Origin of the sequence: Hydrogenophaga sp. (assembly GCF_030373245.1) — a bacterium.
Taxonomy (GTDB): domain Bacteria; phylum Pseudomonadota; class Gammaproteobacteria; order Burkholderiales; family Burkholderiaceae_C; genus Hydrogenophaga.
This window is the reverse complement of sequence record NZ_JAUCZF010000003.1, coordinates 78,052-104,859: the sequence shown is the minus strand read 5'-3', so window position 1 is coordinate 104,859 and position 26,808 is coordinate 78,052. Positions and strand designations below refer to the sequence as shown.

At 63.0% G+C, this 26,808-nt stretch carries 20 protein-coding genes; 11 read left to right on the top strand and 9 right to left on the bottom strand.

Annotated features, from left to right (window positions below; all coding sequences use genetic code 11):
• Positions 1–41 precede the first annotated feature (41 nt).
• The 3 genes from carB (at position 42) to QUV25_RS08515 (ending at position 4,423) form a co-directional block, all read left to right on the top strand.
• Positions 42–3,329, top strand: a complete 3,288-nt coding sequence (gene carB / locus QUV25_RS08525) for a carbamoyl-phosphate synthase large subunit (protein WP_300863184.1) — start codon at positions 42–44, stop codon at positions 3,327–3,329.
• A 150-nt stretch (positions 3,330–3,479) separates the two neighbouring features.
• A complete protein-coding gene (gene greA / locus QUV25_RS08520) occupies positions 3,480–3,956 on the top strand; it encodes a transcription elongation factor GreA (RefSeq protein ID WP_300863183.1) in 477 nt (158 codons plus the stop codon).
• 8 nt (positions 3,957–3,964) lie between these two features.
• On the top strand, positions 3,965–4,423 hold the full coding sequence (locus QUV25_RS08515; RefSeq protein ID WP_300863182.1) for a DUF4149 domain-containing protein: 459 nt from the start codon (positions 3,965–3,967) through the stop codon (positions 4,421–4,423).
• 27 nt (positions 4,424–4,450) lie between these two features.
• On the opposite strand, the gene folD is transcribed toward QUV25_RS08515, so the two are convergent.
• The 3 genes from folD to QUV25_RS08500 all read right to left on the bottom strand — a co-directional run bounded on the left by folD (position 4,451) and on the right by QUV25_RS08500 (position 8,557).
• Positions 4,451–5,296, bottom strand: coding sequence for a bifunctional methylenetetrahydrofolate dehydrogenase/methenyltetrahydrofolate cyclohydrolase FolD (gene folD / locus QUV25_RS08510; RefSeq protein WP_300863181.1), 846 nt, complete (start codon positions 5,294–5,296; stop codon positions 4,451–4,453).
• A 79-nt stretch (positions 5,297–5,375) separates the two neighbouring features.
• On the bottom strand, positions 5,376–6,002 hold the full coding sequence (locus tag QUV25_RS08505) for a response regulator transcription factor (protein WP_300863180.1): 627 nt from the start codon (positions 6,000–6,002) through the stop codon (positions 5,376–5,378).
• On the bottom strand, positions 5,999–8,557 hold the full coding sequence (locus QUV25_RS08500) for a PAS domain-containing sensor histidine kinase (RefSeq protein WP_300863179.1): 2,559 nt from the start codon (positions 8,555–8,557) through the stop codon (positions 5,999–6,001). Before QUV25_RS08500 ends, QUV25_RS08505 begins: the two co-directional genes overlap by 4 nt.
• Before the next feature lie 214 nt (positions 8,558–8,771).
• Here QUV25_RS08500 and aceE point away from each other — a divergent pair, with 214 nt between their 5' ends.
• From aceE to xrtE, 5 genes are all read left to right on the top strand, one after another.
• Complete coding sequence (aceE, locus tag QUV25_RS08495; RefSeq protein WP_300863178.1) at positions 8,772–11,474, top strand: pyruvate dehydrogenase (acetyl-transferring), homodimeric type; 2,703 nt, start codon at positions 8,772–8,774, stop codon at positions 11,472–11,474.
• A gap of 133 nt (positions 11,475–11,607) precedes the next feature.
• Complete coding sequence (gene aceF, locus QUV25_RS08490) at positions 11,608–13,242, top strand: dihydrolipoyllysine-residue acetyltransferase (protein ID WP_300863177.1); 1,635 nt, start codon at positions 11,608–11,610, stop codon at positions 13,240–13,242.
• Between the two features lie 9 nt (positions 13,243–13,251).
• Positions 13,252–15,087: a dihydrolipoyl dehydrogenase gene (lpdA, locus tag QUV25_RS08485; protein WP_300863175.1), complete on the top strand. Its 1,836-nt coding sequence runs from the start codon at positions 13,252–13,254 to the stop codon at positions 15,085–15,087.
• Positions 15,088–15,439: 352 nt separating this feature from the next.
• Complete coding sequence (locus QUV25_RS08480) at positions 15,440–15,712, top strand: hypothetical protein (RefSeq protein WP_300863174.1); 273 nt, start codon at positions 15,440–15,442, stop codon at positions 15,710–15,712.
• A 105-nt stretch (positions 15,713–15,817) separates the two neighbouring features.
• A complete protein-coding gene (gene xrtE, locus QUV25_RS08475) occupies positions 15,818–17,416 on the top strand; it encodes an exosortase E/protease, VPEID-CTERM system (protein ID WP_300863173.1) in 1,599 nt (532 codons plus the stop codon).
• Positions 17,417–17,593: 177 nt separating this feature from the next.
• Here the strand turns inward: xrtE and QUV25_RS08470 are convergent, their stop codons facing one another.
• Positions 17,594–17,905 (bottom strand): DUF2853 family protein, encoded by a 312-nt coding sequence (locus tag QUV25_RS08470; RefSeq protein WP_300863172.1) that lies wholly within the window; start codon positions 17,903–17,905, stop codon positions 17,594–17,596.
• A 135-nt stretch (positions 17,906–18,040) separates the two neighbouring features.
• Positions 18,041–18,742, bottom strand: a complete 702-nt coding sequence (locus QUV25_RS08465) for a hypothetical protein (protein WP_300863170.1) — start codon at positions 18,740–18,742, stop codon at positions 18,041–18,043.
• Positions 18,743–19,233: 491 nt separating this feature from the next.
• Here QUV25_RS08465 and QUV25_RS08460 point away from each other — a divergent pair, with 491 nt between their 5' ends.
• Entirely contained in the window at positions 19,234–20,646 is a 1,413-nt protein-coding gene (locus QUV25_RS08460) for an NAD(P)-binding protein (RefSeq protein ID WP_300863168.1), read from the top strand.
• Between the two features lie 3 nt (positions 20,647–20,649).
• Here QUV25_RS08460 and QUV25_RS08455 read toward each other — a convergent pair whose 3' ends face one another.
• The 3 genes from QUV25_RS08455 to QUV25_RS08445 form a co-directional block, all read right to left on the bottom strand.
• The gene (locus QUV25_RS08455; protein ID WP_300863166.1) at positions 20,650–21,408 is read right to left on the bottom strand and encodes a 3-hydroxyacyl-CoA dehydrogenase; all 759 of its coding nucleotides are present in this window, start codon (positions 21,406–21,408) and stop codon (positions 20,650–20,652) included.
• 77 nt (positions 21,409–21,485) lie between these two features.
• Positions 21,486–23,030, bottom strand: coding sequence for a HAMP domain-containing sensor histidine kinase (locus QUV25_RS08450; protein WP_300863165.1), 1,545 nt, complete (start codon positions 23,028–23,030; stop codon positions 21,486–21,488).
• Positions 23,027–23,764: a response regulator transcription factor gene (locus QUV25_RS08445; protein WP_300863164.1), complete on the bottom strand. Its 738-nt coding sequence runs from the start codon at positions 23,762–23,764 to the stop codon at positions 23,027–23,029. The genes QUV25_RS08450 and QUV25_RS08445 overlap by 4 nt, the downstream gene beginning before the upstream one ends.
• Positions 23,765–23,897: 133 nt before the next feature.
• Here QUV25_RS08445 and QUV25_RS08440 point away from each other — a divergent pair, with 133 nt between their 5' ends.
• Positions 23,898–24,434 carry a sigma-70 family RNA polymerase sigma factor gene (locus QUV25_RS08440; protein ID WP_300863163.1) on the top strand — a complete coding sequence of 179 codons (537 nt, stop codon included), beginning with the start codon at positions 23,898–23,900 and terminating at the stop codon, positions 24,432–24,434.
• A gap of 74 nt (positions 24,435–24,508) precedes the next feature.
• Here QUV25_RS08440 and QUV25_RS08435 read toward each other — a convergent pair whose 3' ends face one another.
• Positions 24,509–25,492, bottom strand: coding sequence for an extracellular solute-binding protein (locus tag QUV25_RS08435; RefSeq protein WP_300863162.1), 984 nt, complete (start codon positions 25,490–25,492; stop codon positions 24,509–24,511).
• Between the two features lie 281 nt (positions 25,493–25,773).
• Here QUV25_RS08435 and QUV25_RS08430 point away from each other — a divergent pair, with 281 nt between their 5' ends.
• Positions 25,774–26,607 carry a patatin-like phospholipase family protein gene (locus QUV25_RS08430; RefSeq protein WP_300863161.1) on the top strand — a complete coding sequence of 278 codons (834 nt, stop codon included), beginning with the start codon at positions 25,774–25,776 and terminating at the stop codon, positions 26,605–26,607.
• The last annotated feature ends 201 nt before the right edge of the window (positions 26,608–26,808 follow it).

Here is a 26,808-nt window from a genome sequence, read left to right as displayed (position 1 = left end):
GCGCACCATCGAACGACCCAACGCACCGCCACCGGACCGCCATGCCCAAAAGAACCGATATCCAGACCGTCCTCATCATCGGCGCCGGCCCCATCATCATTGGCCAGGCCTGCGAGTTCGACTACTCCGGCGTGCAGGCCTGCAAGGCCTTGCGCGAAGAGGGCTACCGCGTTGTGCTGATCAACAGCAACCCGGCGACCATCATGACCGACCCCGCCACGGCGGACGTCACCTACATCGAACCCATCACCTGGCAGACGGTGGAGAAGATCATCGCCAAGGAGCGCCCACTGTGCCAAGGTGGCTTTGCGATCCTCCCCACCATGGGCGGCCAGACCGCGCTGAACTGCGCGCTCGATCTGTGGCGCCACGGCGTACTGGACAAGCATGGCGTGGAGCTCATCGGTGCGACTCCGGAGGCCATCGACAAGGCCGAAGACCGCCTGAAGTTCAAGGACGCCATGACCAAGATCGGTCTGGGTTCGGCGCGTTCGGGCATTGCCCACAGTCTGGACGAGGCCTGGGGCGTGCAGAAGACGGTGGGTTTCCCAGTCGTCATCCGCCCCAGCTTCACGCTGGGCGGCACCGGTGGCGGCATTGCCTACAACCCGGAAGAGTTCGAAACCATCTGCAAGCGCGGCCTGGAAGCTTCGCCCACCAACGAGCTGCTGATTGAAGAATCTTTGCTGGGCTGGAAAGAGTACGAGATGGAGGTGGTGCGCGACAAGGCGGACAACTGCATCATCGTCTGCTCGATCGAAAACCTCGACCCCATGGGCGTGCACACCGGTGACTCCATCACCGTGGCTCCGGCTCAGACACTGACCGATAAGGAATACCAGATTCTGCGCAACGCCTCGCTGGCGGTGCTGCGCGAAATCGGCGTGGACACGGGTGGCTCCAACGTGCAGTTCTCGATCAACCCGAAAGACGGCCGCATGGTTGTCATCGAGATGAACCCGCGCGTCTCGCGCTCCTCGGCGCTGGCCTCCAAGGCCACCGGCTTCCCCATCGCCAAGGTGGCGGCCAAGCTGGCCATCGGCTACACGCTGGACGAACTGCGCAATGAGATCACCGGTGGTGCTACACCGGCGTCTTTCGAGCCGTCGATCGACTACGTGGTCACCAAGATTCCGCGCTTTGCGTTCGAGAAGTTTCCTGCCGCCGACAGCCGCCTGACCACGCAGATGAAAAGTGTGGGCGAAGTGATGGCCATGGGACGTACCTTCCAGGAGTCGTTTCAGAAAGCCTTGCGTGGCCTGGAAGTGGGCGTGGATGGCATGAACGAGAAGACCCAGGACCGAGAGACCCTGGAGCGCGAGCTCGGCACGCCTGGCCCGGACCGCATCTGGTACGTGGGCGACGCCTTCGCTGCCGGCTGGACGATGGAAGAGGTCCACCAGTTCACCAAGATCGACCCCTGGTTCCTGGTGCAGATCGAAGAGATCGTGAAGATCGAACTGAAACTGGAGCAAACCAGTCTGGACGCGATCGACAGCGAGACCCTGCGCGGCCTGAAGAAGAAGGGATTTTCCGATCGGCGCCTGGCCAAGCTGCTCAAGACCACCGACGCCGCCGTGCGCGAGCGCCGCATTGCCGAGAACATCCGCCCGGTCTACAAGCGGGTCGACACCTGCGCGGCTGAGTTCGCCACCGATACCGCCTACTTGTACTCCACCTACGAAGGCCACGGTGATGGCGAGTGCGAAGCCGAGCCGACGAACAACAAGAAGATCATGGTGCTCGGCGGTGGTCCGAACCGCATCGGCCAGGGCATCGAGTTCGACTACTGCTGTGTGCACGCCGCGCTGGCCATGCGCGAAGACGGGTACGAGACCATCATGGTCAACTGCAACCCGGAAACCGTGTCCACCGACTACGACACCAGCGACCGCCTGTACTTCGAGCCGCTGACGCTGGAAGACGTGCTGGAGATCGTGGACAAGGAAAAGCCGCTGGGCGTGATCGTGCAGTACGGCGGGCAGACGCCCCTGAAGCTGGCGCTGGGCCTGGAGGCGGCAGGTGTGCCCATCATCGGCACCAGCCCCGACATGATCGACGCGGCCGAAGATCGGGAGCGCTTCCAGAAATTGCTCAACGACCTTGGTTTGCGCCAGCCGCCCAACGCCACCGCCCGCACCGAGTCCGATGCGCTGGAGAAGGCCGCGGCCCTGGGTTACCCGCTCGTGGTGCGCCCCAGCTATGTGCTGGGCGGCCGAGCCATGGAAGTCGTGCACGAGCAGCGCGATCTTGAACGCTACATGCGCGAAGCGGTCAAGGTGAGCAACGACTCGCCTGTGCTGCTCGACCGTTTTCTGAACGACGCCATCGAATGCGATGTGGACGCGATCCGCGACACATCCGGACGTGTGTTCATCGGTGGCGTGATGGAGCACATCGAGCAGGCCGGCGTGCACAGCGGTGACTCCGCCTGCTCGTTGCCTCCGTACTACCTGTCGAAGGAAACGGTCGAAGAACTGAAACGGCAGACCGCTGCAATGGCCGAGGGTCTGAATGTGGTGGGCCTGATGAACGTGCAGTTCGCGATCCAGGAAACCGACGGCAGCGGCGCCAAGAAGGATGTGATCTTTGTGCTGGAGGTAAACCCACGTGCCTCACGCACCGTGCCCTTTGTCTCCAAGGCCACTGGCATCCAGCTGGCCAAGGTGGCGGCGCGCTGCATGGCCGGCCAGACGCTGGACCAGCAAGGCATTGGCGCCGAAGTCAGCCCGCCTTACTTCAGCGTCAAGGAAGCCGTGTTCCCCTTCGTGAAATTCCCGGGTGTGGACACCATTCTTGGCCCCGAGATGAAATCCACGGGTGAAGTGATGGGCGTGGGCAAGACCTTTGGCGAGGCCTTTGTGAAGAGTCAGCTCGGCGCTGGCACCCATCTGCCGCGGGCCAGGAAACCCGATGGCACGCCGTCGGGCAAGGTTTTCCTCACCGTCAAGAACGGCGACAAGCCGCGCGCGGTCGAGATCGCGCGTCAACTCGCGGCGATGGGTTTCGAGCTGGTCGCCACGCGCGGTACGGCCGCGGCCATCACAGCCGCCGGAATTGCGGTGGACACGGTCAACAAGGTCACCGAAGGCCGGCCGCACATCGTCGACATGATCAAGAGTGACGGCGTGGTGCTGGTGATCAACACAGTGGAAGAGCGGCGTAACGCGATCGCCGACTCGGGCGCCATCCGCACGTCGGCCTTGCTGGCCCGGGTGACCACCTACACCACCATCGCGGGCGCTGAAGCCGCGGTCGAAGGCATGGCCTACCTGGATAGCCTGGGCGTGATCTCGGTACAGGAAATGCACGCGCAGCTCGCTGCCTGAGTCACCGCTGCGAAAATGGTGCGCCCATCCTTGGCGGGGTGGCGTGCTGCATAATGCTGGGAAACCACCGCCGACCGGTAACGCTCGGCGGTTTCCTTTTGTGCTGGCGCCGCTTGCAGATGGCGGCACCCAGCTTGCTGGAGAGAAACCATGCCCACCATTCCCATCACCCTGCGCGGTGCTGAAAAGCTCAAGACAGAACTGCATCGCCTGAAGACGGTGGAGCGACCGGCCGTGATCAACGCGATTGCCGAGGCGCGCGCGCAGGGCGATCTGAGCGAAAACGCCGAGTACGAGGCCGCCAAGGACCGCCAGGGCTTCATCGAAGGCCGCATCGCAGAAGTCGAGAGCAAGCTGTCGGCCGCGCAGATCATCGACCCAACCACGGTGGAGGCAACTGGCCGGGTGGTGTTCGGCGCCACGGTGGACCTGGAAGATGAAAGCAGCGGTGCCAAGCTGACTTACCAGATCGTCGGTGAGGACGAGGCCGACCTGAAGCTCGGCCTGGTGAACATCAGCAGCCCGATCGCGCGCGCACTCATCGGCAAGGAAGTGGGGGATGTGGCTGAGGTTCAAGCGCCTGGAGGCACGCGGCGCTATGAAGTCATGGCGGTGCGCTACGTCTGACGCTCTCCGTGTCCGCGCTGCTTGCCCGCCTTCCGGTGCTGGTAGCCGCCCTGTGGTGGGGTGGCATCAGCGCGTTGAGCTTCCTGGCGGTACCGACGCTGTTCGCCACCCTGGGTAACCCCGCACTGGCCGGTTCGGTTGCGGCCAAGCTGTTTTCGCTGCAATGCTGGGCCGGCCTGCTGCTCGGCTTGGCACTGCTGCTGTTGCTGCGCCGTGAACGCTCGCAGATGGATGTCGCTGCACCATCGCCCGAGCAGGTGGCTCGCATGCAACGCGCGCTGGCGACCATGGGTTTCGTCATTCTCGGCATGATGCTGGCGCTGCTGGTGGAGTTTGGCGTCGCCCAGCGCATCGTGACGGCGCGCGCCAGCGGTGGGGATCTGAAGCTCTGGCACGCTGTGGGCAGCGCCATGGTGCTGGGGCAATGGCTGTGCAGTGGGGCGGTGCTGTGGAGACTGAACAGGTAATCCACCGCGGCGCGGCTGCGGCGGAGGCTACCTTCTCTCTGCGGCTTCCAGCGTATTGACCATCAGCATGGTGATGGTCATGGGGCCGACGCCACCGGGGACTGGCGTGATCCAGCCGGCTACCTCTTTTACGCCAGCAAAGTCCACGTCGCCACACAACTTGCCTTCGTCGTTGCGGTTCATGCCGACATCGATCACGACGGCGCCGGGTTTGACCATGTTGGCGGTGAGCACGTTGCGCCGGCCTACGGCGGCCACCACCACATCAGCCTGGCGGGTGAAGGCGCCGATGTCGGGCGTTCCGCTGTGGCAGATGGTGACGGTGGCATTGGCCTGCAGCAACAACAAGGCCATCGGCTTGCCGACCGTGTTGCTGCGTCCGATCACGACGGCGTGCTTGCCCTTGAGGTTGATGCCGGTGGTTTCGATCAGCTTCATGCAGCCATAGGGCGTGCAGGGGCGAAAACCAGGCAGTCCCGCCATCAAGTCACCTGCACTTTGCACCGAATAGCCGTCCACATCTTTGGCGGTGGAAATGGTCTCGATCACGCGCTGCGGGTGGATGTGTTTAGGCAGCGGCATCTGCACCAGGATGCCGTGGATGCTGGGGTCGTCGTTGAGCGCCTTGATGCGGGTCAGCAAATCCGCCTCGCTCAGCATGGCGTCGTATTTCTCGAACACCGAGTGGATGCCGGTCTCGTTGCAAGCTTTGATCTTGTTGCGCACATAGACCGCAGAGGCGGGATCTTCGCCGACCAGAATCACCGCAAGGCCTGGCGTCACCCCGCGTGCTTTGAGCGCTGCTGCGCGGACCGCGATATCGGTTCGGAGTTGTCGTGACAGGGCATTGCCGTCGATGAGTTGGGCGGTCATTTGGGTGCAGTCGGGCGGTGTTGAAACAGAAACGCCCGCCGGGACGGGTCGGCGGGCGTGTGCGTGAAGAAGGGGTGCGTCAGACCTTGGCGGCGGTCGGGCCGAGTGCAATCTTGAGCAGGTCGGCCACGGTATTGGCGCCGAGTTTTTCCATGATGTTGGCGCGGTGTGCCTCCACCGTCTTGATGCTGATGCCCAGATCGTCGGCAATCTGCTTGTTGAGCCGGCCCGCAACGATGCGTTCGAGTACCTGGGCTTCGCGGCTGGTGAGCTTGGAGAGCAGAGCTTCGCGGCTGGCGGCCTGCTGGTGGGTGGCAAATGCCTCTTTGGCAGTATCAAGCATGCGCTCGACCAGGGCCACCAGCTGGTCTTCCTTGAACGGCTTCTGGATGAAATCCAGCGCGCCCTTCTTCATTGACTCCACCGCCATCGGCACATCGCCATGCCCTGTGATGAAGACGATGGGCAGCGGCGACTGCCGCTCTATCAGCTTTTCCTGCAACTCCATGCCGGTCATGCCACCCATGCGGATGTCAGCGATCATGCAGGCCACTTCGCGCGCGTCATAGCGGCTCAGAAAGGATTCGGCCGATTCGAAGCAGCGGACTCGGTAGTCCTTGCCCTCAAGCAGCCATTGGAGAGAATCTCGCACTGCCTCGTCGTCATCAACGACATAGACGGTGCCTTTCTTGGGGATCAAACTCATCTCGCTCTTTCTGGTTCCGGCAACGACGCCGAGGTGGATTCGGGTTGCGAAGCCTCAGGCCGCAGTCGCGAGACCACAGGGATCCAGAAACTGAAGCAGCAACCCACCGCCTCGGAGCCATTGTAGATGTTCTCCATGTGCATCCGGCCGTGGTGCGACTCCACGATGCTGCGACACAGCTTGAGCCCGATGCCCATGCCTTCGCTCTTGGTGCTGTAGAAGGCTTCGTAGATGCGCTCGAACATTTCGTCGGGGACGCCGTTGCCGGAGTCGCTCACCGAGAACTCCACCACCTCGACGCCTTCGCGCTGGCCCGGTCCCGCCCGCAGTTCGATAAAGCGCGCGCCGGGCAGCCGCCCGGCTTGCGCAATGGCGTCCCCTGCGTTGCGCAGCAGGTTGATCAAAACCTGCTCGATCAGGATGGGGTCGACCATGAGCGGAGGCAGCCGCGCGGCCACATAGGGCGTCAGGCGAACCTGCTGCCTGCGAAGCTCGATGTCGGCCAGTTCGATTGCGTTGGCGACCATTGGAGCGACTTCCGACAGTGTCGGGTTGGGCTCGCTGCGCTTCACGAAGGCGCGGATGCGCTGGATGATCTGACCAGCGCGCTGGGCCTGTCGAGCGGTTTTCTCCAGCGCACCGAGCAGCTCGCCGGTGCCGATGCGATCTTCTCGCACGCGCGAAATCATGCCGTTGCAGTAGTTGCTGATGGCGGTCAGCGGCTGGTTGAGCTCGTGCGCCACGCTGGAGGCCATCTCGCCCATGGTGATCAGGCGACTGGCGGTCTGCGCGCGCTCGGCCTGGCGTGCGGCCTGGGTCTCGGCATTGCGGCGGGCGGTGATGTCGCTGGCGATCACCATCTGCGCCAGGCGCCCGTCGACCCAGGTCAGGTATCGGGTGCGCACCTCCAACCAGTGATCAAGTTCCTCGACGAAGACCTCGGCGTTTTCAGAACCGGCGTCGGTCAGCGAGTCTGTGGGCATTCCAGCGAACGCGTCCACCGCGTCGCCGTCGTCCGGACTGGGGCTGGGCTGCTTGCCCGCCAGCTCGACCAGTCGCCGGTGGCCCTGGCCGCGGGTGCCAAACCAGAGGCGGTACATCTTGTTGGCAAAGAGCATTTCGTCGCTGCCCAGTGGCGCCACCGATACCGCGGAGTCCAGGCTCTCCAGCACGGTGGTGAATCGTTCGTAGGAGGCCGACAGTTCTTCGCGGATGCGCTTGGGCTCGGTGATGTCGGTCATCGATGTCATCCAGCCGCTCTGATGTCCTTTGGGATCGATCAGCGGTGAGACGTACATGCGGGCATCAAAGATGGAGCCATCGCGGCGTTGCACCCGCACCTCGAAACCGCCGGGCGTTGACCGTCCCTTGAGTTCGTCCTCCAGCCGCGCGGCCAGCAGCTCATGATCAGCGTCTGGCCAGTAAGGGAAGGGCGCAGTGCGCCCGACCAGTTCGCCCTCGGTCCAGCCGGTCATGGAGCAGAACGCCGGATTCACGTAGGTGATGCGGCCTTGCATATCCAGCGCGCGCATACCGGTGAGCATGGAGTTTTCCATGGCGCGACGGAAGTTGGTCTCCGATACCAACGCCTGTTGGGCCTGCACCCGCCGGCGCGTGTGGCGCCAGGTGCCCAGCAGCATCCACACCGTTAGCGCACTCAGTGCCCCAATGACCCAGAAGAAGCCGCTGCCCACGATGTCCTGCGAGGTCCGGTAGCCCTGGGCCTTGATGATCAGGCCATTGCCCACCGGTGACACCGGCGCCTCGTGCTCCATCGGTTGCGCTGACCAGGGCAACACGCGCAACACCTCGCTCTCGTTCTGCAGGCTGCCCGCTAGCACACGCTGGCGGTCGTCGAGCAAGGCCACGGCGTAGCGAGCCATGATTTCGGGCGGCATGCCAAAGCGCATCAGCCCGTCGATCGAGTACTCACCCATCACCGTACCGGCAAACCGCCCTTGCTCAGACAGCGGCACCTGCAGCATCAGAGTGGCGTTGCGCGGGTCTTCTCCCAGCGGGCGCGAATAGATCGGCTGTCGCAGCTCGCGCGCAAGATCAAATGAGCCATCGGTTTCATCCGATCCGAGGATACTGCCGGCCTGGCGAATCAGGGCGGGAGGTGTGCTTGGTGACGCGTAGGTGGCCAACACGTTGCGCCGCGCGTCGACCCAACTGATGGCCAGCAGCTCGGGGAATTGGCTGATCAGGGATTCGACCTGGAACTCAAACTCTTCGGTCGCAATCTCTTTGTTGTCGATTTCGCGCGCCAGCCGCATCAGCTGCTCCTGGCGTTCAAGCAGTCGCAGGCGCAGCCTCTGCTGCGCGTATTCCACGTCGCGTGTCACCGCCTCTTGCTCGCGATCCAGCTCTTCGTAGCGCAGGTAGGTGATGGCGACCACGATGGCCGCCAGAAAAAGGAGCACCGCCAGCAGAGGGACGAGGGTGGCCACCCGGTCTTGGCGGGAGGGTGGCAGGCGACGCCACCACCGGTTCCACAAGGGCGCGGCCGAGCGCTTGGTGTCGGCTGCGGTGTCGGAGGCAGGGCGCGGCGTCATGAAGCCCCAAGTCTACGTGAGGGGCGCCTTGGTTGCGGTTTCTTGCGCTCCAGCGCCTCTGCGGCTTGTCAAGCATGCATCAATCTGTCATCAAAAAAATTTCATAAGACAAAACCGTAAAGCACATATTGAAATGGCCTGCGGTTGATGGCAAAATCGCTGACAGCGTGCAAAAGCCGCCTTAAGCTCGACTTCAAATCAACAGGAGACAAACATGTCAGCGTCAGACGCTCTCAAGGGTCGCGGTGCAGGTGACCTGGATGCCCAGGAAACCCGCGAATGGATGGAGGCGCTGGTCGCCGTGATCGAGCGCGAGGGCCCCGAGCGCGCGCACTTTCTGCTGGAGCAGTTGCTGGAAGAAGCCCGGCAAAACAGCATCGACCTGCCGTTTTCGGCCAACACCGGTTACGTGAACACGATCGAGCCCGGCCAGGAGGCACGTTCGCCCGGCAACCTGGAAATCGAGCAGCGTCTTCGCGCCTACATGCGCTGGAACGCCATGGCGATGGTGGTGAAGGCCAACCGCCACAATCCCGAGGACGGTGGGGACCTCGGCGGCCACATCGGCTCTTTTGCCTCGCTGGCCAGCCTGTTTGGCGCCGGCTTCAACCATTTCTGGCACGCCGAGAGCGAAAACCATGGCGGTGACTGTCTCTTCATCCAAGGTCACGTGTCGCCCGGCGTGTACGCCCGCGCCTACATGGAGGGCCGCCTGACGGAAGAGCAATTGCTCAACTTCCGCCAGGAAGTGGACGGCAAGGGCCTGTCCAGCTACCCGCATCCCAAGCTGATGCCCAACTTCTGGCAGTTCCCAACGGTGTCGATGGGCCTGGGGCCCCTCATGGCGATCTACCAGGCGCGTTTCCTGAAGTACCTGCATGCGCGCGGCATCGCCAACACCGAAAACCGCAAGGTCTGGGTGTTTTGTGGTGATGGCGAGATGGACGAGGTGGAATCGCTGGGTGCCATTGGCCTGGCGGCTCGGGAAAAGCTGGACAACCTGATCTTCGTGATCAATTGCAACCTGCAACGCCTGGACGGCCCGGTTCGTGGCAACGGCAAGATCATCCAAGAGCTTGAAGGCGAGTTCCGCGGTTCGGGCTGGAACGTGATCAAGCTGATCTGGGGCAGTCAGTGGGATCCGCTCCTGGCTGCTGACAAGGACGGCGCGCTGCGCAAGATCATGATGGAGTGCAACGACGGCGACTACCAGGCCTTCAAAGCCAACGACGGCGCCTATGTCCGCAAGCATTTCTTCGGTCGCGATCCTCGCACGCTCGAAATGGTCGCCCACATGAGCGATGAAGAAATCGGCGACCTTCGTCGCGGTGGTCACGACTCCAAGAAGGTCTACGCCGCGTTCGATGCTGCTGTGAAAACCACGGGCCAGCCAACCGTGTTGCTGATCAAGACCGTCAAGGGCTTTGGCATGGGCAAGGTGGGCGAGGGCAAGAATACGGTTCACCAGACCAAGAAACTGAGCGATGAAGACATCAGGTTCTTCCGCGATCGCTTCAACATTCCGATCCCCGACAGCCAGCTGGCTGAACTGCCGTTCTACAAGCCGGCAGATGACACCCCGGAAATGAAGTACCTCCACGAGCGCCGCAAAGCGCTCGGCGGCTACCTGCCGCACCGCCGCACCAAGGCCGACGAAACGTTCACCGTACCGCCGATCGAGACCTTCAAGGCCGTCATCGAGCCAACTGCCGAAGGCCGGGAAATCTCCACCACGCAGGCCTATGTGCGCTTTCTGACTCAGCTGCTGCGAGAAAAGGAAATCGGTCCCCGCGTGGTACCGATTCTGGTCGACGAGGCCCGCACCTTCGGCATGGAGGGCCTGTTCCGCCAGATCGGCATCTACAACCCGGCAGGCCAGCAGTACACCCCGGTCGACAAAGACCAGGTCATGTATTACAAGGAAGACAAGGCCGGTCAGATTCTGCAGGAAGGCATCAACGAAGCGGGCGGCATGAGCAGCTGGATCGCGGCGGCCACGAGTTACAGCACGAGCAACCGGATCATGATCCCGTTCTACGTCTATTACTCCATGTTCGGCTTCCAGCGCATCGGGGACCTCGCTTGGGCAGCGGGCGACATGCAGGCGCGCGGTTTTCTGCTCGGCGGTACTTCGGGCCGGACCACGCTCAACGGCGAAGGTCTTCAGCACGAAGACGGCCACAGCCACATCCTGGCGGGCACCATCCCCAACTGCATCAGCTACGACCCGACCTTCGCGCACGAAGTCGGTGTGATCCTGCACCATGGCTTGAAGCGCATGGTTGAAAAACAGGACAACGTCTTCTACTACCTGACGTTGCTGAACGAAAACTACGCCATGCCGGGTCTCACGCCTGGTACCGAAGACCAGATCATCAAGGGCATGTACCTCTGCAAGCCGGGCGCCCAGCTCAAGCAGCGCGTGCAGCTGCTGGGCTCGGGCACGATTCTGCGTGAGTCGATTGCTGCGCAGGAACTGCTGGAGAAAGACTGGGGAATCGCGGCCGACGTGTGGAGCTGCCCGAGCTTCAACGAACTGACCCGCGACGGTCAGGACGCCGAGCGCTGGAACCTGCTGCATCCGCTGGAGACGCCGCGTGTGCCGTTCGTGGGACAGCAGCTGAGTCAACACGCCGGGCCGGTTGTGGCGTCAACCGACTACATGAAAGCTTACGCCGAGCAGATTCGCCCGTTCATTCCCAAGGGACGCACCTACAAGGTGTTGGGTACCGACGGTTTTGGCCGTTCCGATTTCCGTGTCAGGCTGCGCGAGCACTTTGAGGTCAATCGCCACTACATCGTGGTGGCCGCTCTCAAGGCGCTGAGCGAAGACGGCTCCGTGCCAGTGGCCAAGGTGGCAGAGGCGCTGAAGAAGTACGGCATCAAAGTGGACAAGATCAACCCGCTGTACGCATAACCCATCGCCCAAAGCGCCTCCGGCGCTTCCCCCTCAAGGGCGTGAGAGCCTGCCGACTGGCCAAGCCAGATCGGTGGCCTCCCGGGTTGAAGTACTGGCGCGCAGCGTTGCGAATATCTGATTGGAGACAGACATGGCATTGATAGAAGTGAAGGTCCCAGACATCGGTGACTTTGATGAAGTGGCGGTGATCGAGTTGCTGGTCAAGCCAGGTGACACGGTGGCGGCCGAACAGTCGCTGATCACTGTCGAGTCGGACAAGGCGTCGATGGAGATTCCGTCGAGCACGGCGGGTGTGGTCAAGGAACTGCGCGTGGCCCTGGGCGACAAGGTGAAAGAGGGCTCGGTGGTGTTGGTTGTAGAGGCTGTCGGCGAGGCTGCAGCCGCGGCGCCCGCTGCTGCTGCCGCTCCCGCGCCTGTTCAGGCACCTGCTCCGGCAGCCGCAGCGGCCCCGGTAGTCACAGCCGGTGGCGGGCGGGTCGAGGTCATGGTGCCTGACATCGGTGACTTCAAGGACGTGGCGGTGATCGAGGTCTTCGTCAAGCCAGGGGACACCATCAAAGTCGAGCAAAGCCTGATCACGGTCGAGTCCGACAAGGCGTCGATGGAGATTCCGTCGAGCCATGCTGGGGTGTTGAAGGAGTTGAAGGTCAAGGTGGGTGATACGGTCAACATCGGTGATCTGCTGGCCGTGCTCGAGGGGACTGCAGGAGCTGCCGCTTCAGCGCCAGCTGCGTCCGCTCCGGAATCTGTGGCGCCTGCAGCGGCAGCTATCGCGCCTGTCGCACCCAGCATTGCCGCACCGGCCCACAACCCGACCGCCAGCCCGGCTGTGGGCCTGCCCCACGCGTCGCCTTCGGTGCGCAAGTTCGCGCGCGAGCTCGGCGTGCCGCTGGCCGAGATCAAGGGCTCGGGCCTCAAGGGACGGATCACCGCCGAAGACATCCAGAAGTTCACCCAGTCGGTGATGAGTGGCAGCACCCAGACGCAGGCCCAGGCGGCCAAAGCGCCTGCGAGCGGCGTTGGCGGTTCCGAACTGGGCCTGATCCCCTGGCCCAAGGTCGACTTCGCCAAGTTCGGTCCCATCGAACGCAAGGAGATGGGTCGCATCAAGAAGATCAGCGGCGCCAACCTGCTGCGCAACGCGGTCATGATCCCGGCCGTCACCAACCACGACGACGCCGACATCACCGACCTAGAAGCCTTCCGCGTCTCCACCAACAAGGAGAACGAGAAGAGCGGCGTCAAGGTGACCATGCTGGCTTTCCTGATCAAGGCCTCGGTGGCCGCGCTCAAAAAATTCCCGGAGTTCAACAGCTCGATCGACGGCGACTCGCTGGTCTACAAGCAGTACTGGCACATCGGCTTTGCGGCCGACACGCCCAACGGCCTGATGGTGCCGGTGATCAAGGACGCCGATAAGAAAGGCGTGCTGCAGATCAGCCAGGAAATGGGCGAACTCGCCAAGAAGGCGCGCGATGGCAAACTGAGCCCGGCCGAAATGAGCGGAGCCACCTTCACCATCTCGTCGCTCGGCGGCATCGGTGGCCGGTATTTCACGCCCATCATCAACGCGCCCGAAGTCGCCATCCTCGGCGTCTGCAAGAGCAACATGGAACCGGTGTGGGACGGCAAGCAGTTCGTGCCGCGCCTGATGCTCCCGCTGTCGCTGACCTGGGACCACCGCGTCATCGACGGCGCCGCTGCCGCTCGCTTCAACGCCTACCTCGGCCAGATCCTCGGCGATTTCCGTCGTGTTCTTCTTTAAGGAATCGCGATGGCACTGATCGATATTCAAGTTCCCGACATTGGCGACTTCGACGAAGTGGCGGTCATCGAGTTGCTGGTCAAATCCGGCGACACCGTCAAGGCCGAGCAATCGCTCATCACCGTGGAGTCGGACAAGGCTTCGATGGAAATCCCCTCGTCGCACGCCGGCGTGGTGAAAGAACTCAAGGTGAAGCTGGGCGACAAGGTCAAGCAGGGCAGCGTGGTGCTGGTGCTCGAAGCTGCGGGCGCCGCCAGCGCTCCTGCGGCGCCCGCCGCTTCGCCCGCAGCGGCTGCACCGGCGCCCGCTGCTGCTGCCCCCGCTCCGGTGGTGGCGCCTGCAGCCGCGAGCTTCGGCGGTTCAGCAGATATGGATTGCGACCTGCTCGTGCTCGGCGGCGGTCCCGGTGGTTATTCCGCCGCGTTCCGCGCCGCCGACCTGGGCCTCAAAGTGGTGCTCGTGGAGCGGTACGCCACCATTGGCGGCGTTTGTCTGAACGTGGGTTGCATCCCGTCCAAAGCGCTGCTGCACGTGGCCGCGGTGATGGACGAAGTCAGCCACATGGCCGATCTGGGCGTGGACTTCGGTGCGCCCAAGGTCGACATCAACAAACTGCGCACCCACAAAGAAAAGGTCATTGGCAAGCTCACCGGCGGCCTGGCCGCCATGGCCAAGATGCGCAAGGTCACCATCGTGCGCGGATACGGTTCGTTTGTCGGCGCCAACCACCTGGAGGTGGAAGAAACCAGCGGCACAGCCCAGGAGAAAACCGGCAAAAAGCAGACCGTGGCTTTCAAGAAAGCCATCATCGCCGCTGGTTCGCAAGCCGTGCGCCTGCCTTTCATGCCCGACGATCCGCGCGTGGTCGACAGCACCGGCGCGCTCGCGCTCAAGGAAGTGCCCAAGCGCATGCTGATCTTGGGCGGCGGCATCATCGGCCTGGAAATGGGCACGGTCTACAGCACGCTGGGTGCCCGACTGGACGTGGTGGAGATGATGGACGGCCTGATGCAGGGCGCCGACCGCGACCTGGTCAAGATCTGGCAGAAGATGAACGCCCACCGCTTCGACAACATCATGCTCAAGACCAAGACGGTGGGGGCCAAGGCCACGCCCGAAGGCATCGAGGTGACGTTCGCGGCAGCGGAAGAGGGCGGTACCGCCCCCGCGCCACAGGTGTACGACCTGGTGCTGCAGGCCGTAGGCCGCACGCCCAACGGCAAGAAGATCGCTGCCGACAAGGCCGGTGTGGCCGTGACCGACCGTGGCTTCATCAATGTCGACATCCAGATGCGCACCAACGTGCCGCACATCTTCGCCATCGGCGACATCGTGGGCCAGCCCATGCTGGCGCACAAGGCGGTGCACGAGGCGCACGTGGCAGCTGAAGTGATTGCCGGTGAACTGCAAGACAACAAAGAGCTGGCAGCCGCCGCGTTCAACGCCCGCGTCATTCCAAGCGTGGCCTACACCGACCCCGAGGTGGCCTGGGTGGGTCTCACGGAAGACCAGGCCAAGGCGCAGGGCATCAAGGTCAAGAAGGGCCTGTTCCCCTGGACGGCATCAGGCCGCGCCATCGCCAACGGCCGCGATGAAGGCGTCACCAAGCTGCTGTTCGACGACAGTCCGGAGGCCCATGGCCACGGCAAGATCCTGGGCGGCGGCATGGTCGGCACGCACGCCGGCGACATGATCGGCGAGATCGCTCTCGCCATCGAGATGGGCGCCGACGCGGTGGACATCGGCAAGACCATCCACCCACACCCCACGCTGGGCGAGAGCATCGGCATGGCGGCGGAAGTGGCGCACGGGTCTTGCACGGATCTGCCGCCTGCGAAAAAGTAGGCGTACTTAGCGCTGCACAAAGCGAAAGCCCCGGGCGGGAAACCGTCCGGGGCATTTTTGCTCGTTGAAGCGATGCGGTGAGTATGCGCCTTGAGCATCTGCGCTTGAAGCTTTGACCTGCCATTCAGCTGATCAAAGCCGAGATGAGAGAAACCCTGGAAGCACGGCCTGCGATTCAGGTGGTCATCATTTCCCTCTCAGCCTATGCCAACTCCATAGAGATGCGAAAAATCTCACGGCAACCGACCGAAACATTTACTAACGAATAAGCAAATAAGTTAACATTTAGGCATGTAGACAGTGTTTACAGCAAAGTTTTAGTCTGTTTTTATTACATGTTCGATCGGAAAAAATGACTTACAAGACTCCTCTTGCACTGCTTGTGGGCCTGCTCCTCGCTAGCAACGCTATGGCTTTCGGTAACTCCAGCGGCATCAAGCGTGACTTTGCAATGAATAGCTTGAAAGAAAAAACAGAGAAACCCGACAACAGGGGAAGCAAAAGCAACGCGACGGCGACCAAGCCGACGGCCGTACCGGAGCTGGATGGCAGCATGGCAGTGATGGCGCTTGGGTTGACCCTCGCCGTGGGTGGCCTGATTCGCGAGAAGCGTCGCTCGCGCTGATCCTTTCTCCATCTGCCAACTGGCCGTTTCCCTTGGTCGGTTGAGAGGCCATCCACAATCCAGCACCTGATCTGCAACGGCTCGTGCTGGGTTGTTTGCTCGTTGATGCGAACCACCACCGCCCGACTTTTCTCGCTCGTTCTGCTGATTGTTGGCGAGGCTTTGGCAATCTCTGTTGCTTTTGATGCGAGCACACTGCCGCAACAGCACGCCGCGGCCGGCTATGGGTGGTTGGGGCATGCAGGTGCTGCATCAAAAATCCTGTTCATCTGGGTCGTTGCGCTCCTGGTGGCGCTGGGCCCCAGGTTGAAGCAATGGAGCCGGCATCTACAAGTGGCCGCCGATGGTCATAGCTACCATTTGTGGCTCTCGCTGCAGCTCATCGCCTATCTGCTGTTTTTCGCCCTGACCTACCTGGTCTTTTCGACGACAACGAGTCGTTGGGAAGGGCCTGCAATCCCTTTTCCCCTGTTCTGGTTGGCTGCACTGGTATTGGTCGCAGTGCTTTGGCTGAGCACAATCGCTCCCATCAAATTTTGCCTACGGTTTGCGCGGGAAGAGGCGATCACCATTGGTTTTGCCTGCGCCATCGCCACGCTGACCTGGGGATTCACGCTGGTTACTCAGGGCCTGTGGGATCCACTAAGCGGTGCCACTTTTGACGTGGCAACCTCAGTGCTTCAGCTGTTTTACGCCGATGTCGTTGTCGACCCGCAGCAACGCATTCTCGGGGTCGGCGACTTCGTTGTTGAGATTGCAGCCGTGTGCTCCGGCTACGAAGGCATCGGGCTGGTGCTGATATTCACCGGGTTTTATCTGACCATCTTCCGCCAGGATTTCCGCTTTCCCCAAGCGCTGTTGCTGCTACCCCTGGGCGTGGCCACGATCTGGCTGTTCAATATCTTTCGCATCGCGGCATTGATTGGCATCGGTGCCGAGATTTCGCCAGAGCTGGCGCTGGGCGGGTTTCACAGCATGGCCGGCTGGATCAGTTTCGTTCTGGTCACAGCCTGCATACTGCTGCTAGCGCACAGCAGCGCGCTGTTCAGCCGATCACCTCAAACATTGAGCGCACAGCCGATCAGTTTCAGGATGGCGCTGCTGATCCCGCTGGTGGTGATGCTGTCGGCGACGCTCATCACGTCGGCCATGACCATCACAGTCGACTGGTGGTATCCGATTCGGGTCGTTCTCACGGCATGTGCACTGGCCCTTCTCTGGCGGCACTATCGCAGCATTTCGTTTCGAGTCACCTGGTTTGCGGTGGCAGTCGGTGTACTGGTGTTCTTGCTCTGGCTGCTGCTGGTTCCAGACGATCCTGCAGCAAGCCCCATGATCGACCAGCACCTGCATGAGATACCTTCCGGACTGCTGATCGCTTGGCTGGTGGTCAGAACCATGGGTGCTGTGATCACCGTGCCTCTGGCCGAGGAGCTTGCCTTTCGTGGCTATCTGTTCGAATGGCTTGGTACTGGCCACAGCGTGAACGGACGGACACATTTTCCATGGCTCGCACTAGCCGTATCCTCAATTCTGTTTGGCATGCTCCATAGTGCGTGGATAGCTGGTCTGCTTGCAGGAGTGGCATACGGACTGGTTCGAATCTATCGCAACAACATTGCCGATGCATTCGTTGCTCATGCAACGACCAACGGGCTGCTATCGGTCTACATATTGACGACCGGAAGTTGGTCGCTCTGGTAGTTTCTGCTGGAGCAAAGCAGTACTACATCGCGCAACATAGGCTTCACATCGCATCACACCCAGGCGTTTCGCTGTTGAACGTGTTGGCAACTTAGCAACATGCAAGACGCGTGAGTCCGATCGCACCAGAAAAAAACCGGTCCATTGACCGGTTTTCCTGGAGGGATTCTGTGGTGCTTAGCCGAGCTTGCTCAGCGAGCCGGTGGCCTCGGCCAGCAGGTAGTAGAAAGTGACGCGGCTCTTGCGGTTCACACCCTTCATCTTCTCCACCACGCGCGCAATGCCCGCATCGGCGGCTTCGGCCGAGAGGCCCAGCTTCTTGGCGGCAAAACCGTCGCGCACCGTGGCCAGTTCTTTCGGGTCGGTGCCCGAGACCAGTGACGAATCGGCATTGCGCAGGGCGATCCCGCAGTACTTGACGATGGCGTTGACAGCGGCTTCGCTGGCCTGGGGGGCGTACTTGCGGACATCGGCGAGGTATTCAGACATGTTTTCTCCTGGTGATGGGCAGATCGACTGGGTCGAACGGAGCAGGGAGTCGGAATCTGCCCCCTGCGGTTCAAGTGTGCCGCAGTCGGCCCGACTATGGAAGCTGAAAGTAGTATTTTTGTGCAGCAGCGGTGCTCACGAATTGTCTGACGCCACAAGCGCAGGGGGCTTACCCTGCCATTCGCCCACGATGCGCCAACGGTCATCAGGCCCAAGCACGAGTTCGAGCGTCTTGGGCCGAGCGATCTCGCGGTAGCTGCCAGAGGCGTAATCCTGCAAAAAGCCCACTCGCACCCGATCGTCGCTCAGGGGAAAGATCTGCAGATCCTTGATCTGCACCTCGATGGAGGTACGGCCGCCCACATTGCGATAACGACTGGCGATCCAGTCACGGCGCGACACACCGTCTGCCGGCGTGAACGCCTCGTTGTAATGATCCAGGTAGGCCATCATGTTGCGAGCAGCCCAGTCCTGGCGCCAGGACTCGACTGCGCGCGCGACCTGATCCACCAGCAGAACCTCCGGCGCGCTGGGAGGCTCTGGTGCAGTGATTGCAGCCTGCATCGGGCTGGCCGGGAGGGCTTGAATTGGCGCAGCGGCCACAAGAGGCGCTGCGGGCACCGGCTGAGCGCCTGGGTTGGGTGGGTTGACCAAGATGGACGATGCGGCTGTGGCCGAAGGGCTGGAGGGCGCTGGTACGCTCTGCTGGGTTGACCACAAAGCCCATCCAGCGATCAGGGCGACCACACCCAGCAACAGCACGACAGGCACGCGCCGACGTGGGTCGGCGCCCTCTGGCGCCAGCGCCTCGGGTCCCGTCAAGGGTTTGGGTGTCATCGAAGCGGCCCAGGCAATTGCATCCCCCGTTTCGGTGGGCACTTGCCCTAGCCGACGTTGATTGGCAGCCTCTCTGGCCTTTTCAATTGCGTACCTGATGCGTTCCATGTGACAGATTTCTTTTGAGTGGCAGGGGCGCCATGCGGTCGACCGAACACGTGATGGCTTGACTCCAGCAGGCACGCCCGGCGGGCAAACCAATGCCGGTTTGGAGGTGAGCCCTTGATGCCGAGGGAGTTGCACTCGGTTGCGGTGACGACCTGCCGGGTTCGGGGCGCATAGGGGCAAGCCCAGTGGTAACAGAAACATTGTGTTGCAAGTAGTGCCGTTTGACCTACTTTTTCAAGTTCATGAAGGGACTTTTGTGTGCAATGCGGCACAAACAGGAGGGTTCTTAAGCGCCCCTGAAAACTCCGCCCATCCGGTTCAGGACTGCGATACTGGTCCTTGGCGCATTCGCCCGGCGGCGAAACGGCCCATCGGAGATTCCATTGAATACCCTGCAGACCGACTACCTCGTGATCGGCAGCGGCGCTGTCGGTTTGGCCTTTGCCGATACCTTGCTGCAGGAAACCGACGCACGCATCACCATCGTCGACCGCCACGGCAAGCCCGGTGGCCACTGGAACGATGCCTACGCGTTTGTGGCTTTGCACCAGCCTTCGGCGTTTTACGGCGTGAACTCGCTGCCGCTGGGCAGCAACCGCAAAGACACCGTCGGCGTCAACCAGGGGCTGTACGAGCTGGCCTCTGGCCCCGAGGTCAGCGGCTATTTCGACGCCGTCATGCGCCAGCGCCTGCTGCCCAGCGGCCGGGTGAGCTACCACCCACTGTGTGACTACTTGGGTGATGGCCGGTTTGTATCAATGCTGTCGGGTGAAGAAACGCAGGTGCGTGTGGCTCGCAAGACGGTGGACGCCACCTTTTTCGGCACCTCGGTGCCCGCCACCCACACCCCGCGCTTCGCCCTGGCCGACGGCATGGACCTCGTGCCGCCCAACGCCTTGCCACAGCTGTGGATGAAGCCGGCCGCGCAACGCCCCAAACGATTCGTGATCGTGGGTGCAGGCAAGACGGCGATGGACGTGGGCGTGTGGCTGCTGGGCAGCGGTGCCAGACCCGAGAGCATCCACTGGGTGGTGCCGCGCGACTCCTGGTTGCTCAATCGACTGCACATCCAGCCCGGTCTGGAGTTTTTCCATCAGACACTGGGCGGTCAGGCCGACCAGATGGAAGCGTTTGCCGCAGCGAGCTCGCTGGACGACCTGTTTGATCGGCTGGAGGCGGCGGGCATCATGCTGCGCATCGACCGCGCGGTGCGCCCCAGCATGTTTCACTTTGCCACCATGTCCACCGGCGAGATCGAGACTTTGCGCCGCATCACGCAAGTGATCCGCCTGGGTCGGGTGACAGCCATCGACGCTGAAGGCTTGCTGATGGAGCAGGGCCGGGTAGCGATGCCGGCCGACGGCACGCTCTACATCGACTGCACCGCCTCGGCGGTGGAGCCTCGGCCGGGCAGCGCCATCTTTCAGGGCGAGCGCATCGTGCCGCAACTGGTGCGTGCGCCGCAGCCGGCGTTCAGCGCTGCGCTGATTGCTTACGTGGAGGCCCATTACCCGGACGATGCGACCAAAAACGCTCTGTGCGCCACGGTGCCGTTTCCCCACGAGCTGCATCAATACCTGCACTGCAACATGGCCAACATGGCCAACCAGTTCCGCTGGGGTCAGGACAAGGCGCTGAGCCGCTGGATCCGCGACTGTCGGCTGGATGGATTCGGCAAGGTGATCGCGGGGATTCCGCCGGACGACATCGACAAGCTGGCGGTGCTTGGTCGCATCCGCGCCGCCGCCATGCCGGCCATGTCCAATCTGCAGAAGCTGGCAGCCCAGGCGATCTGAGGATCAGCGCGGCGCCAGGCGGATCGCGCCGTCAAGGCGAATCACCTCGCCGTTGAGCATGTCGTTTTCGATGATGTGCTTGGCGAGCTTGGCATAGTCGGCCGGCGTGCCCAGGCGACTGGGGAATGGCACGCTGGCGGCCAGCGCGTCCTGCACCTCTTGCGGCATGCCAAACAGCATGGGCGTGCCGAAGATGCCGGGGGCGATGGTCATGTTGCGGATCCCGTTGCGCGACAGGTCGCGCGCGATCGGCAGCGTCATGCCGACGACGCCGCCCTTGCTGGCTGCGTAGGCCGCCTGGCCGATCTGGCCGTCGTAGGCCGCCACGCTGGCGGTGGAGATCATCACGCCGCGCTCGCCGGTGGTCTCGGGCTCGTTCTTGCACATGGCCTCTGACGCCAGGCGGATCATGTTGAAGCTGCCGACCAGATTGACCATGATGGTCTTGGTGTAAACCGCCAGCGAGTGCGCGCCGGTCTTGCCCACGGTTTTCTCGGCTGGCGCGATGCCGGCGCAGTTGATCAGGCCCATGAGCTTGCCCATGGAGACGGCTTTGGCCACCACCGCCTGGCCATCGGCCTCCTGGCTCACATCACATTTCACGAACGCGCCACCAATGTCCTTGGCCACGGCTTCGCCTTTGTCGGTCTGCATGTCGGCGATGACCACCTTCGCGCCGTTGGCCGCCAGCATGCGTGCCGTGCCTTCGCCCAGGCCCGATGCGCCGCCGGTGACGATGAAGACTTTGCCTTGAATGTCCATGGGATGCTCCTTCGGGGAATGTGCCGGGATTGACGTTGACGTAAACGTCAATTATCACCGACGAGGCTGGGGTTAGCTCAGGCAGCCGGAAGCGCCAGCGTCACCACCGTGCCCGAGCCCGGTGTGCTGGCCAGCGACAGCTGGCCGCCGTGCAGTTCGGCGATCCGTTTGACGATGGCCAGGCCCAGGCCTTTTCCACCCTCGCCAGTGGCCGGAGCGACCTGATGGCGGCTCTGGTAGAAGCGGTCGAAGAGGTGGGGCAGGTCGTCGGCGGCAATGCCTGGCCCTCTGTCGCTCACGGTGACCAGGGCTTGTGCCCCGTCGGTGTTCTCGGCCCGCTGCGCGCGCAGCGTGATCGCGCCGCCCGCGGCTCCGTACTTCAGCGCGTTGTCGATCAGGTTGGCCACCGCGCGCTCGATCAGCTGCACATCCACCCGAGCCAGCGCGGCGCCGTGGGGCTGGCCCGGCGGGTCCCCGGTGGACAGCATCACGCCGAGCTGGCGCGCGCGTTCGGCAAAGCGGATCGCCACGTCATCGAGCAACTCTCCCAGGTCCAGCACCTCGGTTTTCAGCTCAAACGCCGGCTCGTCCAGCCGCGCCAGGTCACCCATGCTTTGCACCAGGCGCGCGGCGTTGTGCGTGTTGCGCAGCGCCACCGCCACCAGTTCGCGGTCAGCGTCGCGGGCCGGATCGCCTTGCCAGCGGTTGTCCAGCGTTTCCAGGCAGGCGCTGGTGGCGGTCAGCGGAGAGCGCAGGTCGTGCGACAGGTTGCTCACGCCTTCGCGGCGGAAGTGGTCGAGGCGGCGCAGCGCAGCCCATTGCCGGCGCAGGGTTTGAAGCATGGCGCCGATGCCGCGCGCGAGCTGGCCAAACTCGTTGTGTTGGTCGCGGGCATCGGGCAGGTTCCAGGGTGCGTCGGCGTCGTTCGCGGCGAGTGGCAACGCGTCTGACAGTCCTTCATCCCGGATGCGACTGACCGAGGCGGTGAGGCGGGTGAGCGGGCGGGTGACGGTGGCGGTGATCCAGGCTGCGAGGCCGGTGGTCAAGGCCACCACCACCAGCATCAGCAACACAAACGGCTGCGAAAGCGCGCTGTGCAAGGCGGTGCTGCGGCTCTCGGTGAAGCCACGTGGGCGGGTCACCAGATAGAGGTAGCCGGCCACCGGCGGGTCGGGGGCAATCGACATTGGCTTGAGTGCGCGCGCCGCCACCACCACCCGCGCGTCCATGCGCTCGGGGTTGTCGCCCAACACGTAAGGCATGGGGTCGTTGCCAGAGGCCAGCATCACCGGTCCCATGTTGACGCGGAAATTTGCCGCCAGCGACCGCTGGCCAGTGGAGCTCAGCACCTGCCCTTGGGGGTCGAGCAGGTAGAGCTGGGTATCCGGCTCGTAGAGCACGAGGTTGGCCAGAAAGCTGTCGAAGTCTTCGCCGAAACGCTCGCGCATGCCCAGCAGGTCGCTGTGCTGCTCGGTCACGCGCTTGAGGAAAGCGTCGGCCCGGTAGTAGCTCGATTCGTGCTCGAAGCGCTCGTAGGCCAGCACAAGTGCCAACACCACGCCGAGCGCGGTCAACAGGCCGGTGAACAGGATCGTGAACGCGATCTTGGCGCGGACCGTCATGAGCCAGCGCCTGGGCGCTCACGCATCTTGTAGCCCGCGCCGCGCACCGTGAGGATGAACGCTGGCCTGAGCGGATCGTCCTCCAGCTTGGCTCGCAATCGGTTGATGTGGGTGGTGACGGTGTGCTCGTAGCCGTCGTGGCTGTAACCCCAGACGGCACTCAGCAACTGGCTGCGCGAATACACATGGCCCGGGTGCTGGGCGAAGTGCATCAGCAGGTCGAATTCCAGCGCGGTGAAATCCAGCGCCTGACCGCGCACGCGAACCTGGCGCTTGACGGGCTGGATCTCCAGCTCGCCGTTGATCAGCGCCGACGCCGTGTCGCTGGCCGTGGCCTGTGCCGCCAGCGCAGCGCGCAGCTGTTCGGCGCGGCGCAACAGAACTTTGACCCGCGCCATCAGTTCAGCGAGCGAAAACGGTTTGGTGAGGTAGTCGTCTGCACCCAGCTCCAGACCCAGCACGCGATCGAGCTCGGTGGACTTGGCGGTGAGCATGAGGATGGGCGTCGTGTCTCCGCGTCCGCGCAGCGTCTTGCACAGCTCCAACCCGTCCAGGCCTGGCATCATGAGATCGAGCACGAGGACATCGCAGGGCGCCTCGGTCTGCAAGGCCAGTGCCGACAATCCATCGCGGGTTTCACTCACCGCGTAACCCGCCGCGCGCAGGTTGAGCACCAGCAGGTCGCGGATGTCGGTCTGATCCTCGGCCACCAGGATGCGTTTGGGCTCGTTCATGGGCTTGAGTCGGTATTCGCGCGCCATTCTTACGCCGAACCTGGCTGCGATGTGATGCAAATGTGAGGTTTCTCGAGGTGGCTGTGATGCCCGTCTCACACAGTGGAGCCATCACCCCCACCAAGGACCTCACATGACGTCAGTCGCACCGCTTTCGCCTTTCCTGCCCCAGCCTGCGGGCGTGTGTTGGCACGAGGTGCTGGCGCACCGCGACTATCTCCTGCGCTTTGCCCGGCGCAAGCTGCACGACCCCGCCTTGGCCGAAGACGTGGTGCACGATGTGTTTGAAGCCGTGCTCGGCGGCCGCGCCCAGTTTGGCGGGCGCAGTGCTTTGCGCAGTTGGCTGGTCGGCATCCTCAAGAACAAGCTGGTCGACTTGATCCGAGACCGCGTGCGTTACAGCGCGCTGGACCGCGATGAAGACGAAAGCGATGAACCCAACAGCCGGCAAGTCTGTGGTGCCCCGGGGCCAGACGACCTGGCCGAGCAGCGCGAACGCCTGGCCCTGGTGATGTCCCGCATCCAGCAGCTGCCAGGCGGGCTGCGAGATGCGATGCAATGGAGCGTGCTCAACGACGAGCCGACCGAGGCGGTGTGCGAACGGCTGGGCATCAGCCAGGACAGCCTTTATGTGCGGCTGCACCGGGCAAGAAAACACCTGGTGAGCTGATCACCCCCCCGCCGGCCGGATGCTCGGGCGTCACCCCCTGGAGGGTGTGACGCCGCAGGCGGCGCGGGGTTGATTCACTTGTATCCGACGCGGTCCAGCATCTGTTGAACTTTGGTCACGTTCTTCGCTACCACGTTGAGGGGAACGGTCTCGGCCTTGAATCCATTGCTTCCGATCGCGGTGAGGGCAGCGTTGTCCACCTTCACTCCGGTGACCGCCGGGTATTCGTTGTTGCCGTTTGCAAAGTAGTTCTGTGCGAACGGACTGGCCAGGTATTCCATGAACAGAATGGCGTTGTCCCGGTTCTTGGCGTGCTTGGCTACCGCGCCGCCACTGATGTTGACGTGGGTGCCGCTCGTGCCCTGGTTGGGGAAGACCACCCGCACCTTCTCCATTACCGCCTTGTCCTCCGCCTTGTCCGACTTGAGCAAGCGCGCGGCGTAGTAGGTGTTGGTGATCGCCACGCCACATTCGCCTGAGGCCACCGCCTTGATCTGGTCGGTGTCACCACCCTTGGGCGCGCGTGCCATGTTGTCCACCAGACCCTTGAGCCAGGCTTCCCCCTTGGCATCACCCAGGCGCTCCACCACAGTGGAGAACAAGGAGAGCTGGTAGGGATGTGAGCCTGAACGGGTGCACAGCAGGCCCTTGAGCTTGGGATCTGAGAGCTGTTCGTAGGTGGCCACGTCTTCGGCCCTGACCCGCTTGGGGTCGTACACGATCACGCGCGCACGGGTGGAGAAGCCGTACCAGGTTGTGCCCTGTGGGGTGGCCGCGGCCCGCAGCGTGGCCGGGATGGCCGCTTGCAGTTTCGCCGACTGGATGGGTTGGAACAACCCTTGTGCGTCCGCCGCCGTGAGGCGGGCCGCATCCACCAGCAGCACCACGTCTGCCGGTGACGCGGAGCCTTCGGCGCGCAGGCGGGCCAAGATGCCTGCGTCGTCGGCATCGATGCGGTTGATCTTGATGCCGGTGGTCTTGGTGAACGTGTCGTACATCACCTCATCGGTCTGGTAGTGCCGGGCGGAGTACAGATTCAGCACCTTGTCCTGGGACATGGCGGGAAGGGTGGTGCACAAGGCCAATGCAGCGAAGATCGGGAGGCGGGCGACGGACGGAACCCGTGAAGTGAAAAAGGATGGCATGGTGGCTCTCAGGTTTAAAAACTGGGTGGCTTAGGGCCTGTGTGGGCCTAAGCATCGCTGAACGAAGCACGGATTTAATGATAACCGAAATACGAATGGTTCTCAATAAAAAAATATTGATATGGATCAACGGAGCACTGTTGGTCCTGCTTTCGGGCTGCTCTCTGCTGCCCGCCCAGACCGAACCACCCCCGATGGCTCCGCCCGTGGTGACAACCCCGCCGCTGGTTGAGCCGGTGCGCAGGCCACCCCGACTGGGCTTGGCGCTGGGAGGCGGCGCAGCACGTGGTTTTGCCCATGTCGGCGTGATCCAGGAACTGGAGCGCAATGGGATTCGCCCCGATCTTGTGGTGGGCACTTCGGCTGGCAGCCTGGTGGCGGCGCTGTACGCCAGCGGCATGGACGCCGCGGCGCTGGAGCGTGCCGCGCTCAGCATGGACGAAGCCACGCTCACGGACTGGATGCTCCCCATCCTCAGCCGAGGCATGTTGCGCGGAGATGCGCTGGCGCGTTACGTGCGACAGGCTGTGGGCGGACGCCTGCTGCAAGACATGGCCATGCCGCTGGGTGTGTTGGCCACCGATCTGGGCAGCGGGCAGGGCGTGCTGTTTCGCCGCGGCGACGCCGCCCAGGCGGTTCGCGCCTCCAGTGCAGTGCCCGGCGTGTTCGCGCCGGTCCTGATTGCAGGCCGCGAATATGTCGACGGTGGCCTGGTGGCTCCGGTGCCGGTGGGACAGGCGCGCTCCATGGGTGCTGAGGTGGTGCTGGCGGTCGACATCTCGGCGGACCCGCAGGGTAACGACGCCAGCGGCATGCTGGGGCTGCTGCTGCAGACCACCGCCATCATGGGCCAGAGCATCAACCGCTTTGAGCTGGCCAGCGCCGAGCTGGTGGTGCGCCCGGCACTCAGCGGGGTGGGCAGCGCTGATTTTGCTTCGCGTCAGCGCTCCATCGAGGCCGGTCGCGCAGCCATGCAGGCGGCCATGCCGCGCCTCAAGGCAGAGCTGGCCAAGCTTCGCCAGCCCTGACGCTGTTGCCAGACCTGCCAATGTAGGGCCGAAAAAAAGCCCTCACGTTGCGGTGAGGGCTTAAGGGATCCGATGACATCCGATGTCGAAAAGGACCCGAGGAGACAACCAGAGAAACCGGTTGAGGTGATCGACAAACCAGTAGGTGGTCGATCACCGATGTTTTGAGTGTGACCGCTCCGCCGAACGGCAAAGCGGTCT

Coding starts and splice junctions, on each gene's coding strand:
- carB (WP_300863184.1), top strand. CDS start 42: ATGCCCAAAAGAACCGATATCCAGACCGTCCTCATCATCGGCGCCGGC.
- greA (WP_300863183.1), top strand. CDS start 3,480: ATGCCCACCATTCCCATCACCCTGCGCGGTGCTGAAAAGCTCAAGACA.
- folD (WP_300863181.1), bottom strand. CDS start 5,296: ATGACCGCCCAACTCATCGACGGCAATGCCCTGTCACGACAACTCCGA.
- QUV25_RS08505 (WP_300863180.1), bottom strand. CDS start 6,002: ATGAGTTTGATCCCCAAGAAAGGCACCGTCTATGTCGTTGATGACGAC.
- QUV25_RS08500 (WP_300863179.1), bottom strand. CDS start 8,557: ATGACGCCGCGCCCTGCCTCCGACACCGCAGCCGACACCAAGCGCTCG.
- aceE (WP_300863178.1), top strand. CDS start 8,772: ATGTCAGCGTCAGACGCTCTCAAGGGTCGCGGTGCAGGTGACCTGGAT.
- aceF (WP_300863177.1), top strand. CDS start 11,608: ATGGCATTGATAGAAGTGAAGGTCCCAGACATCGGTGACTTTGATGAA.
- lpdA (WP_300863175.1), top strand. CDS start 13,252: ATGGCACTGATCGATATTCAAGTTCCCGACATTGGCGACTTCGACGAA.
- QUV25_RS08480 (WP_300863174.1), top strand. CDS start 15,440: ATGACTTACAAGACTCCTCTTGCACTGCTTGTGGGCCTGCTCCTCGCT.
- xrtE (WP_300863173.1), top strand. CDS start 15,818: ATGCGAACCACCACCGCCCGACTTTTCTCGCTCGTTCTGCTGATTGTT.
- QUV25_RS08470 (WP_300863172.1), bottom strand. CDS start 17,905: ATGTCTGAATACCTCGCCGATGTCCGCAAGTACGCCCCCCAGGCCAGC.
- QUV25_RS08465 (WP_300863170.1), bottom strand. CDS start 18,742: ATGACACCCAAACCCTTGACGGGACCCGAGGCGCTGGCGCCAGAGGGC.
- QUV25_RS08455 (WP_300863166.1), bottom strand. CDS start 21,408: ATGGACATTCAAGGCAAAGTCTTCATCGTCACCGGCGGCGCATCGGGC.
- QUV25_RS08450 (WP_300863165.1), bottom strand. CDS start 23,030: ATGACGGTCCGCGCCAAGATCGCGTTCACGATCCTGTTCACCGGCCTG.
- QUV25_RS08445 (WP_300863164.1), bottom strand. CDS start 23,764: ATGAACGAGCCCAAACGCATCCTGGTGGCCGAGGATCAGACCGACATC.
- QUV25_RS08440 (WP_300863163.1), top strand. CDS start 23,898: ATGACGTCAGTCGCACCGCTTTCGCCTTTCCTGCCCCAGCCTGCGGGC.
- QUV25_RS08435 (WP_300863162.1), bottom strand. CDS start 25,492: ATGTCCCAGGACAAGGTGCTGAATCTGTACTCCGCCCGGCACTACCAG.
- QUV25_RS08430 (WP_300863161.1), top strand. CDS start 25,774: ATGGCTCCGCCCGTGGTGACAACCCCGCCGCTGGTTGAGCCGGTGCGC.